The sequence below is a fragment of the Roseibium aestuarii genome, assembly GCF_008477545.1.
In the GTDB taxonomy this organism is placed as follows: domain Bacteria; phylum Pseudomonadota; class Alphaproteobacteria; order Rhizobiales; family Stappiaceae; genus Roseibium; species Roseibium aestuarii.
Genome location: NZ_VORA01000001.1, coordinates 1045144 through 1057901 on the forward strand (window position 1 = coordinate 1045144; position 12758 = coordinate 1057901).

The following is a 12758-nucleotide window of genomic DNA, read 5'->3' on the forward strand; positions in this document are numbered from 1 at the left end:
GTCAGTCCAGCAGGGTCTCCACTTCGTCGGAGGACAGGCCCAGGATCACGCCATGGGCATTCACGGCGAAATCCTTCACCGGAAAACGCAGCATTTTCGCGCCGATGCCGAAGAACCCGCCGAGCTCCGCGTCGAGGCTGACGAGCAGTCCGTTGTCATCCACCTGCACGGCCGCCACATCGCCCAGCGTTTCGCCTTCAAGCGAGAGCACCGGTTCACCAATGAGCTCCTCCGGCACGGCGACGGCCGCGGTGGTCTGGCCATTCCCCGTCGGTTCCATCGGTTCGCGGGTCACGCTTTTTGTCGCGGGGGCAATCGTCTGCACTTCCGCCCCGAAGGCGTGAAGATTGGGGAAGGCCGCCAGAAGGGCGAAGACCACGCATCCGGCAAAGAGCAGGACGCGGGCCGCCAGAAGACCGGCATCACAATCGTGGGCAGTGGTGTCGCTCATGGGAAGTTCCTCAGCCTTGAACCTGTTGGGGATCCGGACCGGTGCCGGACAGGGAGATAACGTGCGGCACGCAGGAAGGTTCGCCAGGGACCACATTTTCGCTTCGGAAAACCGTGCGAGGCAGGCAGCGGCCCATATGAGAAAGGGGCCGCGCACCGCGTGCGCGACCCCTTGAGAGAGAGGTTCAGACCTCGCCGAGACTTAGCTGTCGGCCAGGACCTTCACTTCAGCTTCGCTCATGTTGAGCTTGACCATATTGTCGGTCACGGTGAAGCGCTCGGACGGAATGGTGATGGTGTCGGCACCCAGACCCAGGAAACCGCCAACTTCGGCTTCGATGGAGAGGATGCGGCCATCGGCATCACGGTTCACGGCGCTGACCTGACCGATGGACTCGCCATCGATGGTCATGATGGTCATGCCGTCGACCGACATGTCTGCATTGGCTGCAAGCTCTTCACGAACGCTGTTCAGCTGGTCGCCATTGGCGTCGCCAATCATGTCCTTCGGGGTGGAAACCGGAGCTTCCATCTTGGCTTCCGCATTCACGGCAGCACCCGGCTGGACCTTCACTTCGCCATTGGCGTCACCGGTGATGGTTTCCGGCGTGGTGGTGCCATTGGCATCGCCATCGGCCTTCACTTCGGCCTGGGTGGCTGCGGAGGGTTTGATGAGGACGTCGCCATTCGCATCACCCGTATAGGAACCGGCAGCCTGGGCGGCGCCAATCAGGGCGGTGGTGGCAACGAGACCGGCAAGAGCAGTCTTCAGCGGCTTGGTAACGTTTCGCATTGGATGTCTCCTTTGACTTTGACGTTGGACGCCTCGGGCTGACGGGTCTGAACAGGATTGTCGATGGGGTGTCAGCCTTGGCAATCGACAGGCAAACACCGTCGGAGGGACAATCGTTCCGCGAAAAATTCACTTCCGAGATGACGATAATTTAATGCAAGCCATTGGGAACCAACGCGTTTCCATGAAATGGGCATGACATCTGCAAGCTCTCGTCACACTTCACTCCTCTCGCCTCATTCTCGTCAGAATGCATGCGCGAAGCGGCGGGAAATCACGCTGCTCTTCTTCTCCGTCGTGCTCGGGCCTGTCCCGAGCATCCAGTCCTGCAGCCCAAAGGCTGGATCCTCGGCACGGGGGCCGAGGATGACCTTCGAGGGGAGGGCGTGAGGGGATGGGGCGCTTGGGCAGCGCCCTCTCCTCGATCATCATCGGGCCTGTCCCGAGGATCCAGTGTGCCGCGCAAAGCCCTGCGGGCATGAAAAAGGCGGGCTCCCGTGTCAGGAAGCCCGCCTAAGTCGTGTCGGTTCGCAGGTGCTGGCGCGATCAGGCGCCTTCGGTGACCCTGGTGCGGACCAGCCGGGTGATGACGTTCTCGATCATCCGGTATCCGGCATCCTGGTCCAGGGACATGATGCTCTCCGGGTGGAACTGCACGGCGGCGATGGGCTCCGCCTCGTGCTCGATGGCCATGATCACCCCGTCTTCCGTTTCCGCGGTGATGCGGAAGCCGGCCGGCAGCTTGTCCTTCTTCGCGTAGAGCGAATGATAGCGGCCAACGGTCACCGGGTTCTGCAGCCCGTCGAAGATGAGGGAGTTGCCGGCCACCGTGATGGGGGAGGGCTTGCCGTGCATCGGCGTCTCCAGCTGCCCCAGCTCCCCGCCCAGCCCCTCGGCCAGCGCCTGCAGGCCGAGGCACACGCCGAAGATCGGCAGCGCGCGGGCGCGAGCCCGGCCAATGGTGGCCGCGCAGTCGAAGTCCTTCGGGTTGCCGGGTCCGGGCGAGAGAACCACCAGATCCGGGTTGACGTCATAGAAGACATGATCGGCCACCGGCGAACGATAGGTCACCACCTCGGCGCCGGTCTGGCGGAAGTAGTTGGCCAGCGTGTGCACGAAGCTGTCCTCGTGGTCGACAAGCAGGATCTTGACCCCTTCGCCCGGCTTCGCCTTGGCCGCGTCCGCCACCTTGGTGCGGGCGAGCCCGGCCTCGCGCACGGCGGCGCGCATGGCTTCGGCCTTCAGCTCGGTCTCGGCTTCCTCGTCCTCGGGCACGCTGTCATAGAGCAGGGTGGCCCCGGCACGGATCTGCGCGACCCCGTCCTTGATGCGCACGGTGCGCAGGGTCAGGCCGGTGTTCATGTCGCCGTTGAAGAGCACGGCGCCGATCGCCCCGCCATACCAGGCGCGGGGGGACTTCTCGTGGTTCTCGATGAACTCCATCGCCCACCGCTTCGGGGCGCCGGTCACGGTCACCGCCCAGGTGTGGGAGAGGAAGGCGTCCAGCGCATCCATGTCGGCGCGCAGCGTGCCCTCGATATGGTCCACCGTGTGGATCAGGCGGGAATACATCTCGATCTGACGGCGGCCGATGACCTTGACCGAGCCCGGTTCGCAGACCCGGCTCTTGTCGTTGCGGTCCACGTCGGAGCACATGGTCAGCTCCGCCTCGTCCTTGGCCGAGTTCAGGAGCTTGCGGATCTGCGCCTCGTCCTCGATGGCGTTCTTGCCGCGCCGGATGGTGCCGGAGATCGGGCAGGTCTCGACCCGGCGCCCACCGGTGACGCGCACATACATTTCCGGCGAGGCCCCCACCAGATATTCCTTGTTCCCCAGATTGAAGAAGAAGGAATAGGGCGAGGGATTGATCTGGGAGAGGCGGCGGGAGACAGCGGACGGCGGGTTCGGGCAGGCTTCATAGAAGGTCTGGCCCGGCACGGTCTCGAACAGGTCACCCCGGCGGAAATAGTCCTTGGCCTGGTCTACCAGCTTCGCATATTCGCCGGGCTCATGGTCGCCCCGGCCCGGGTCCTCGTTGGCCGGATGATAGGGGGTCTTCTCGCCGTCGCGCGGCAGACCGCGGGTCGACTTGCCATCGACCTCGAAGTCATATTCCAGCACGTGGGCGCGCTTGCCGTGATGGTCGACGATGAGGATCTCGTCGGGCAGGAAGAGCACCACGTCGCGCTGATCGTCCGGGCGGGCCAGCTTCAGGTCGATGGGCTCGAACTGAAAGGCCACGTCATAGCCGAAGGCGCCGTAAAGCCCGAGCTGGTCGTCATCGCAGGCAAACAGGTCCTTGAGCGCCCGCACGATGGAGAAGGTGGAGGGCTGGCGCGAGCGTTCCTCTTCCCGGAACTCCCGGTCCGGCTTTCTGACGGTGAGGGCAATGCGCTCCCCGTCGGCCTCGAAACGCGCCACATCGGGATGGTTGCGCAGGGCGGCCGCCACGGCGGGCACCAGAATGCGGCCGCGATCGTTCAGGGCGCGGATCTCGACGTTCCGGTCTGCGGCTTCCATCACCAGCGGCGGGTTGACGAGGGCCATGTCCCAGCGGGTGTAGCGGCCGGGATATTCATAGGAGGAGGCAAGCACGGCGCCGCGCTCCTGATCCAGCCGGTCGATCCAGGCTTCGGTGCCGGTCTCATAATCGGAAGGACGGGAGGTACGGTGGATCGTGATCCCCCCCTTGGTTTCGAACGTCTGGTCGGCGAAAGCCGGCATGTCTGTCTTCCCTCTCGTGCCCTGGAACCGCGGTTGGACGGCGGCCCGGCTTGTCTCAGTCAGTCCCTGAACATTAAAAAAGCCGCCTGCGGGGTTCGCGGCGGCCTCTCATCGGATCTCAAGTGTCTTCGGACACAAGTGCTCGCTGGCCGCCAATCAAGCGTCCCGCCACCACCAGTTCTGTGCCTTGAGCATGTTCATGGGAACTGGCATAGCGGATCGGGCAAGCCCACGCAACGGGTTTTGCGCAAGGGCTGGGCGTCAGACCCGCGTCGGCCGCATGGCGGGGATCACCCGTCGTTAACCACTCATTTGCTATGTCTCGGGCAGCTCCGATACCTCTTCGGAGAAATGATTCCCAGCATTGAGGTGTGTCATGAGTATTCAGTGCTTCACGAGAGCGGGCGGCGGTCTGGTTGCCCTGGCTCTCCTCGCGTTTGGCGGTGCCGCTCAGGCTGCCGACCTGGCGTCCGGCTATGCCGGTTACGCCACGCCTCCGTCCCGTCCTGCGGTCGACGGGGTCAACGGAACCCTCGACATCATGGGCGGCGTGTCCGATGACGGCGAGATCTACGGCGGCTCGGGCAAGATTGCGGCACCCATCGGCGGAAGCTACGGCGTCCAGGGCGACGGCGCGATCTACAACAATGACGGCGCGGCCTATCTCGGCCTCGGCGGTCACGTCTTCTGGCGCGATCCCTCCAAGGGTCTGGTCGGCGGTTATGTCGGCTATTCCCACGATTATGGCCGGGGCACGGTGGACGTGGGCCGGGTCGGCGCGGAGGCGGAAGCCTATGTGGGCCAGCTGACGGCCCGCGGCATCGCCGGTGTCGAGTTCGCGGACGGCGAGACCATCACCAAGGGCGGCGTCCAGACCTCTTACGAGGAAGGCGCGCGCTTCTTCGATCAGGCGGATCTGGCCTATTACCCGACCGAGAATGTCGAGCTCTTCATCGGCCACCGCTACACCAGCGGCGTTCATGCGCTGGGTCTTGGCGGCGAGATGATGGTCACCAGCGGCCGCAGCACGGCCGTCTCGGCCTTCGCCGAGGGACGCATCGCCGAGGGCGGCAATCAGGCAGCCTGGGCCGGCGTGAAGCTCCACTTCGGTCAGTCGGACAAGTCGCTGATGCGCCGGGCCCGTGAGGACGATCCGGTCTCCTTCGAGCCGGACAACCTCTTCGGCATCACCAATGCCCGCAAGGACGTGCCCGTCGGCCACGTCTTCTGATCCGGGCAAGGGTCGGCGTTCAGACTTCAGCATTCAACGGGGCGGGCTGCCAGGGGCGGCCCGCCCCGTTTGCCTTGACATCTCGCCGACCTGGGCGGAGCCGAACACAGTGTTCAGCCGGGATGATCAATCCCGCCTTTTGTTCGACGTTTCTTGCCATTACCTTCGCTCCAGACACGCGACGCCCGAGCCTCGGGCGGCAATCGACATTCCTTGAGAGCACCAGGACCCATGACCAGATCCATCGAACTCGGCCTCGACACCTTCGGCGACATCACGCTGGGCGAGAACGGCAAGCTGAAGCACGAGGCGGACGTTCTGCGCGATCTGGTGGAGGAGGGGGAACTCGCCGATCAGGCCGGCGTCGATTTCCTCGGCCTCGGCGAACATCACCGCGGTGAATTCGCCATCTCCTCGCCGGAGATCCTCATGTCCTTCCTCGCGGCCCGGACGAAGCGGCTGAAGCTCGGCACCTCCGTGACCGTGCTCTCCTCCGATGATCCCATCCGCGTGTTCCAGCGGTTTTCGACCCTCGACGCCCTGTCCGACGGCCGCGCCGAGATTACCCTCGGCCGCGGGTCCTTCACCGAGAGCTTCCCGCTCTTCGGCTATGACCTCAACCAGTACGAGGTCCTCTTCGAGCAGAAGCTGGACCTGCTGACGACCCTCTGGGCGGATGAGGTGGTGAACTGGAAGGGCGAGCTGCGCCCGCCGCTGAAGAACCAGAAGGTCTTCCCGCGCTTCGAGGGCACCGGACCGACCATCTGGGTCGGCGTCGGCGGCAGCCCGGAAAGCGTCGTGCGCGCGGTGACCTACAACGTCCAGATGATGCTGGCGATCATCGGCGGCGATCCGGCCCGCTTCAAGCCCTACGTCGACCTCTATCATCGCGCCTGCGACCAGATGGAGCACCCGGTCAAGCCGCTCGGCGTTCACTCTCCGGGTCATGTGGCCGAGACCGACGAACAGGCCATCGAGCAGCTCTGGCCCCATTACAAGTCCTTCCACGACAGGCTGGGCCGGGAACGTGGCTGGTCCCAGATGGGCAAGGACATGTTCCTGAACGAGGTCCGGCACGGGTCGGTCTATGCGGGCAGCCCCGAGACGGTCGCAAGGCGCATTGCCAAGACCATCAAGACCCTCGGCCTCAGCCGCTTCGACCTGAAATATGCGACGGGCCCCATGCCCCATGCCCAGCTCATGAAGAGCATCGAGCTCTATGGCCGCAAGGTCATTCCGCTGGTGCGCGACATGCTGGCCTGATCCGGCTCAGCGAACGGCGGCCGGCATCGGTCGGCCCTCCGCGGGTGTGCCTTGCAGGAAGGCGGTCAGGGCGTCGGCGCTCATTGGCCGCGCCAGATGGAACCCCTGCGCATACTGGCAGCCCGCATTGCGGGAGAAGAGGAGATCGGCCTCCGTCTCCACCCCTTCGATCAGGGTTTCGGCCCCCAGCGTGTCGGCAAGCTGGCTGATGCCCTCGACGATGCGCGTCTTGCGCAGGTCGTCGGCCTCGCGCAGGAAGGACCGGTCGATCTTCAGCAGGTCCGGCTTCAGGCGCGCCAGATAGGCGATGTTCGAATAGCCCGTGCCGAAGTCGTCCAGCGCGATGCGCACGCCCAGGTCGGCCAGTGCATCCAGATTGGCCAGAACCTGCGGGCTGTCCGAGAGAAGAACACCTTCGGTGATCTCGACTTCCAGGCAGTCGGCCGGAATCGACCAGACCTTCAGGGCGCTCGCGACCCGATGGATCAGGTCCAGCCGCTGGAAGCTGTGGGGCGACAGGTTGACGGCAATCCGTTCCAGCCGGTTGGGGCCCCTCAGCCAATGGGATGCCGTCTGGCAGGCCTGATCGAGAACCAGGGTGTCGATGGCCCAGATCAGATCGCTCTCCTCGGCAATCGGAATGAATTCGCTCGGCGGCACCAGACGGCCGGTTCGGGAACATTGCCACCGCAACAGAGCCTCCGCGGAGACCATCTTGCGCCGGGCGATGTCGAACTGGGGCTGGAACTCGAGGAAAAGCTCGCCGTCCCGGATGGCGGCGCCGAGATGGCTGCGGATCCGGTCCTGCACCTTGTGCCGCTCGGTCATGGCCTCGCTGTAGAAGGCATGGCGGCCACGCCCGGTGCGCTTGACCTCGAGCAGGGCAGCATCCGCCCGCGACATGGCTTCTTCCAGGGTGCGGGCGTCCGTGGGCATCATGCAGATGCCGCAGCTGAAGCGCACGGGCATGTCCTGCCCCTTGACCCTCACGCTCGGGGGCTCGCTGATCAGCTCTTCCAGCTGGTGCTGCAGGTCATCCGCGTCGGCCGCTTCCACCACGCAGACGAATTCGTCCCCACCCCAGCGGGCCACATATCCGTTGCGGCCGAACATCCTGGAAAGGGATTGCCCGGCCGCCCGCAGCATGGCGTCGCCGGCGTCATGACCGAACTGGTCGTTGATCACCTTGAAGCGATCCAGATCGAACACAAGCACAGCCTGAGGCGCGACGGAGGCAGGCACCATGTTCCGGCGCAGCCGCTCGTCCAGACCACGGCGGTTGAGCAGACCGGTGAGATTGTCCCGGCCATTGCTGGCCTTGAGCTGGCGGACGATCGATCGGTTGTAGACGAGAAGGGCGGAGGTGATGGACACGCAGAACACCAGCACGATGATCGAGATGACCACCTGCTTGAGGGCATTGCCCGCCTGGCGCTTCTGCTGGGTGACCAGGGCATCGATCTGCTCCTCGATCTTTCGCGTATAGTCGCCTGTTTGCCGTAGAAGCGTGCTGCTCAGGATCTGAAGGCGCGACAGGGCCTGTCCGTTGATGGGAGCGCCGTCGGCGACCAGGTCGTCCAGCTGCTCCATCAGCTCGCGGGCATGCTGGGAGAGTGTCGAGTCCGGCTGGGAGATCGGGCCGGTCTTCAGGCCGGAGAGAACCTGCATGCGGATGTAAAGATGATCCGCCATCTGGGCCACCTGCTCCATCGCCGCCGCATCCGACTTCCGGTTGTCGAGGCTGCGCAACAGCACATCCAGCCCGGTCAGCTCGCTGTAGGTGAAGCGCATGTGTCGGATCAGGTGCTGGCCATAGTCGGTCCGGGGCTGGTTGAGGTACGTCACGCCGGGCAGGGCGAGGAAGGCCACGGCTGCCATGGCCAACGCGACCGCAATGGCCACGGTGGCAGACAGTCGCCTGTTCAACCCGGATCCCGGGGTCTTGCGTGTCATGGGCTTACCAGTCCAGTTCCGTGAGCAGCCAGATGCTGCGGTCGGTGTAGACCCGTTTCTGAAGGTCCGGATAAAGGCCCTGTGGGTAGAGAATGCGGGCAGGTCCGCGCTGGCGGACGGTGATCGGCTGGCCCTCGGCCCGTGTCGCCAGCAGAACGGGCCAGGTCTCCCAGTCCTCGCGCGGGATCTCGATCGCATAGCCATCACTGGCGCGCAGGGTGATCTGTCGAGCGCTCTCTGCTCCGGCCAGCCGCAGCGCGTCGCGCAGCAGAACCCCCTGGAAGCGGGTCGGCTCTTCGTCCGGGCTGGTGCGTCCGGTCAGTTCGAAAAGCGGAAGCGTCTCGAACTCCGCCAGTGTCACCGTGCGGGCCGTTCCCGCATGGGTGATCACCAGACCTCCCGGGCCGGCCGACCCGGGTTCGGCCTCGAACCGGGGCAGGGGCTCGAAGGCACTTGCGCTCAGCGCCGGAAGCAGCAGGGCTGTGACAAGGGGAAGGACACGCTTGAGGAAGGGCATGATCCGGATCGGCTTCAACCGTGCAATGCGCGTCACCGCCATGCCTGTCGAGATCCTGTCTGTAAACCGCATACGTACAATCCCTGCTTGTCGACATTCGCACTGTTCGCTTTGACCTTGAAAAAAGGCTTAAGGATTTGCGTTAACGACGCGATTTCTCAGTGCTCTGCACGTCTGGCGTGTTGGTGGATCGGTCCCGGATCGACGCCCGCAGACGCAGGTTCGGCGCCGTTAAGAGGGGTTCTGGCGAGCCGAGTGGCCGCTTTCGACCCATCTGACCGGGTTTGTCTTGGATTCTCCCCCGGCGACCATTGACCGGACCTTCATTTTTGTGTCCTACACACATCTTCAGTTTGCATTGCAACAACAGGAAGATGGACGTGACGCAGCATTACGATCTCATCGTGATCGGGAGCGGCCCGGCGGGCCGGCGGGCTGCCATTCAGGCTGCCAAGTTTGGTCGCGAAGTCCTTGTGCTCGAAAAGGGCCGGCGGGTGGGCGGCGTCTCCGTGCACACCGGCACCATCCCCTCCAAGACCCTGCGCGAAACGGCCCTGAACCTCACCGGCTGGCGTGAGCGCGGCTTCTACGGGCGATCCTATCGGGTGAAGAAGGACATTTCGGCGGAAGATCTTCGCGCCCGGCTGCACATCACCCTCGATCATGAGGTCGAGGTTCTGGAGCACCAGTTTGCCCGCAACCGGGTTCAGACCCTGCGTGGCGAAGCGAAGTTCATCGACCCCAAGACCCTGGAAGTCGTGGGAGACGCGGGCGAGATCCAGCATTACACCGCCGATCGCTTCATCATCGCCGTCGGCACCCGGCCGTTCCGTCCCGACTACGTGCCCTTCGACGGGGAATATGTGCTCGACAGCGACGAGATCCTGGATCTGAAGGAACTGCCGCGCACCATCGCCGTGATCGGCGCGGGCGTCATCGGGGTGGAATATGCCACCATCTTCTCCGCGCTCGACGTGAAAGTGACCCTGGTCGAACCGCGCAATTCGATGCTCGACTTCCTCGATCACGAGCTGGTGGAGGACTTCACCCACGAGCTGCGGGACCGGGGCATTGCCCTGCGCTTTGGCTCCAAGGTGGAAAAGATCGTCAAGCACGGCCCGGGCGACTGCGAAATCTCCCTAGAAGATGGTCGTCTGGTGCGCTCCAATGTGGTGCTCTTTGCCGCCGGGCGCATGGGCGCCACCGCTTCCCTCAATCTGGAAGCCTGCGGGCTGTCCGTCGACCATCGCGGTCGCATCAAGGTGGATGGCCAGACCTTCCAGTCCGAGGTGCCGCACATCTATGCCGCCGGCGACGTGATCGGCTTCCCCTCGCTCGCCTCCACCTCCATGGAGCAGGGGCGCATTGCCGCATGTCAGGCTCTGGGCGAGCAGGCCTATGATCCGCCGGAATATTTCCCCTATGGCATCTATGCCGTGCCGGAAATCTCCACCGTCGGCATGACCGAGGAAGAGGTGCAGAAGCGCGGCATTCCCTATGAATGCGGCATTGCGCGGTTCCGCGAAACCTCCCGAGGCCACATCATGGGCCTGAACAACGGCATGCTGAAGATGATCTTCTCCCTGAAGACCCGTCGTCTTCTCGGTTGCCATATTGTTGGCGAAGGGGCGACCGAACTCGTGCACATCGGTCAGGCGGTTCTGAACCTGCGGGGAACGCTGGAGTATTTCGTCGAGAACACCTTCAACTACCCGACGCTCGCCGAGGCCTACAAGATCGCCGCCCTCGACGCCTGGAACCGCATGCCGCCGCTCTCCCGCTGAGGGAGAACGGGGCAGGCGTCTGGACGTGCGGGAGGTTTCAGGCGAGGCCTTCCCACTGATAGGTGATGGCATTGAGGCCGGCGCCCACCGCCAGAACCTTGATCTTGCGCTTGACGTTGTCCGGCCCGTCAAGGCGATAGACCCCATTGGTCACCACATTGCCCTGGGCAACAGGGTTCCATCCGGCCTGGGCAAAGGTATCCAGCCCCGGCTGGGCCTGGGGTGCGGTGTTCGAGCTGGTGATCAGGACTCCGGTCTCATAGGATTTCAGATCATAGGGCATTGGGACCTCCGTCGAGTGATGACCCCGGTCACGGCCGGGTTCGTTCTCTGGACGCCGAGACGAGCGACGCGTGAGCGTTTTCGAACGACAGATTGACCTCAGAGCCCCAAACGAGAAAAGGCGCGAACCCTGACCGGGCCCGCGCCAACTTTACTGTCCTTCCAAGGGCAGGGGAAATACCGGCGCGCCAGTGCGGCCCATTCCCCTCCGCTGCTCAGTTCACGCCGAGCAGTTCGACCTCGAACTTCAGCGTGGCATTCGGCGGGATCACCCCACCGGCGCCGCGGGAGCCGTAGCCCATGTGCGGCGGAATGACGAGCTCACGCTTGCCGCCCACCTTCATGCCGGCAACACCCTCGTCCCAGCCGCGGATGACCCGCCCCGCGCCCAGCGGAAACACGAAGGGATCGCCCCGGTCGACGGAGGAATCGAACTTCTTGCCGTCGGTGAGCCAGCCCGTGTAATGCACGGTCACCGTGTCTCCGGCCTTCGCCTCGGCGCCGGTTCCCACCACCAGATCGGTGATCTGAAGGTCTTCGGCGGCGGCAAAGGTCGCGGTCGAGGCGAAGAGCCCGAGGGCAAGCGCAATCTTCCTGAACATGATCGTTCCCTGACTGATAGGGCCCGAAGGGGCCGACGCCTGTTTCTGCCCCATCCGGAGAAGCGCGTAAAGAGCGGGCGGGTCGGGGCACGCTTGATAACGCTCAGCGACGAGGTTTCAGAATGTTGGCGAACTGGCGCAGGTTGGTCCAAACAAAGCAGCCTTGCTCTCTTCCGGACGCCTCAGGCACCATCGATCTTGCGGATATCCCGGGCCGGCGACCACAAGCCCTTCCAGTAGCCCCTGCAATGGGCGATGCGCCGGCGCCACCTGAGCCGGGCGATCCCTCCGTCATCGACCTGGCGGAGGAGATCGCGCAGTCGGTCCCGGCTGATCAGCGGCAATTCCCGAAGGAGCCTAAGTCCGAAACGCCAGGCTACACGGAAATCACCCTTTCGCTTGCGGATCGTCTTGACGAGGTCCTTGGCAAAACCTTCCTCCCGCTCGAGGAACCTGTCCATCTGCAGGCGCGCCAGTGGGGTCCATTCGGTGACCCTCGCATTGCTCGACCAGACGATCTTCCCGCCCGCTGCGTTGAGACGCTGGAAGAAGTCGATGTCCCCGCCCGAGTGGACGAGCTCAGGATCAAAGCTCGCGTCGAACCCGGGAAGGTCGAAGATACGGCATGAGAGCAGGTTATTATTGGTCGCCGCCCAGCTGGTCGCAGCGCCGTCAATGCCTGGCTCGGGATCCGAAATTGTCCACCAGGCCGGTGGTGGCACCTCGTAGTCGAAATAGACAGGACCGTGGGTCGCCATCGCCTCATGGTGCGTGAGGGTCTTGTAGTGGGCCTCGAGCCAGCCGGGTTGAGCGATCTCGTCATCGTCGATCAGGGCGATGCAGTCGAAACCTGCCTGTCGAGCGAAGGCAAGGGCTGCATTGCGCGCCGGGCAGATGCCTGGAACAGGCTCAACCACATGATGTGTCCGCACGCCTTGCAAGTCAGTCCAGAATTCAGCATCGAGACGGGTCGGTGTCTCGTTTTCGATAACGACGAGCTCGACGTCAAAATGCTCGGATCGGGTCTGGGGGAGAAGGGAGGATAGGCAGCGTTTCAGCATTTCCGGTCGTCGCGCAGTGCAGACCAGGACGCCAATCTTGGGCTTAATCATTTGCAATATTTCGACTATCTGAATTTTCGACGAAGTTGCACGGGCTT

General features: G+C 64.0%; 11 protein-coding genes. 3 read left to right on the plus strand and 8 right to left on the minus strand.

From position 1 onward, the window contains the following. Nucleotide 1 precedes the first annotated feature (1 nt). The 3 genes from FR728_RS04510 to FR728_RS04520 form a co-directional block, all read right to left on the minus strand. Nucleotides 2–451 carry a PRC-barrel domain-containing protein gene (locus tag FR728_RS04510; RefSeq protein ID WP_188318790.1) on the minus strand — a complete coding sequence of 150 codons (450 nt, stop codon included), beginning with the start codon at nucleotides 449–451 and terminating at the stop codon, nucleotides 2–4. A 201-nt stretch (nucleotides 452–652) separates the two neighbouring features. Continuing rightward, nucleotides 653–1243, minus strand: a complete 591-nt coding sequence (locus FR728_RS04515) for a PRC-barrel domain-containing protein (RefSeq protein WP_149891415.1) — start codon at nucleotides 1241–1243, stop codon at nucleotides 653–655. 546 nt (nucleotides 1244–1789) lie between these two features. Then, complete coding sequence (locus FR728_RS04520; RefSeq protein ID WP_149891416.1) at nucleotides 1790–3967, minus strand: anthranilate synthase component I; 2178 nt, start codon at nucleotides 3965–3967, stop codon at nucleotides 1790–1792. Between the two features lie 376 nt (nucleotides 3968–4343). On the opposite strand from FR728_RS04520, the gene FR728_RS04525 reads away from it, so the two are divergent. Next, on the plus strand, nucleotides 4344–5198 hold the full coding sequence (locus FR728_RS04525) for a hypothetical protein (RefSeq protein ID WP_149891417.1): 855 nt from the start codon (nucleotides 4344–4346) through the stop codon (nucleotides 5196–5198). 231 nt (nucleotides 5199–5429) lie between these two features. Then, a complete protein-coding gene (locus tag FR728_RS04530) occupies nucleotides 5430–6461 on the plus strand; it encodes an LLM class flavin-dependent oxidoreductase (protein ID WP_149891418.1) in 1032 nt (343 codons plus the stop codon). 6 nt (nucleotides 6462–6467) lie between these two features. Here the strand turns inward: FR728_RS04530 and FR728_RS04535 are convergent, their stop codons facing one another. After that, nucleotides 6468–8414 (minus strand): putative bifunctional diguanylate cyclase/phosphodiesterase, encoded by a 1947-nt coding sequence (locus FR728_RS04535; RefSeq protein ID WP_188318791.1) that lies wholly within the window; start codon nucleotides 8412–8414, stop codon nucleotides 6468–6470. A 4-nt stretch (nucleotides 8415–8418) separates the two neighbouring features. Further along, nucleotides 8419–8973, minus strand: coding sequence for a putative pterin-binding protein (locus tag FR728_RS04540; RefSeq protein WP_188318792.1), 555 nt, complete (start codon nucleotides 8971–8973; stop codon nucleotides 8419–8421). Between the two features lie 338 nt (nucleotides 8974–9311). On the opposite strand from FR728_RS04540, the gene sthA reads away from it, so the two are divergent. Further along, entirely contained in the window at nucleotides 9312–10715 is a 1404-nt protein-coding gene (gene sthA / locus FR728_RS04545; RefSeq protein ID WP_244304379.1) for a Si-specific NAD(P)(+) transhydrogenase, read from the plus strand. A gap of 37 nt (nucleotides 10716–10752) precedes the next feature. On the opposite strand, the gene FR728_RS04550 is transcribed toward sthA, so the two are convergent. The 3 genes from FR728_RS04550 to FR728_RS04560 form a co-directional block, all read right to left on the minus strand. Continuing rightward, nucleotides 10753–10998, minus strand: a complete 246-nt coding sequence (locus FR728_RS04550) for a hypothetical protein (RefSeq protein WP_149891422.1) — start codon at nucleotides 10996–10998, stop codon at nucleotides 10753–10755. Nucleotides 10999–11212: 214 nt separating this feature from the next. After that, a complete protein-coding gene (locus tag FR728_RS04555; protein ID WP_149891423.1) occupies nucleotides 11213–11599 on the minus strand; it encodes an FKBP-type peptidyl-prolyl cis-trans isomerase in 387 nt (128 codons plus the stop codon). A 182-nt stretch (nucleotides 11600–11781) separates the two neighbouring features. Further along, complete coding sequence (locus FR728_RS04560; RefSeq protein ID WP_149891424.1) at nucleotides 11782–12711, minus strand: glycosyltransferase family 2 protein; 930 nt, start codon at nucleotides 12709–12711, stop codon at nucleotides 11782–11784. Nucleotides 12712–12758: the final 47 nt, after the last annotated feature.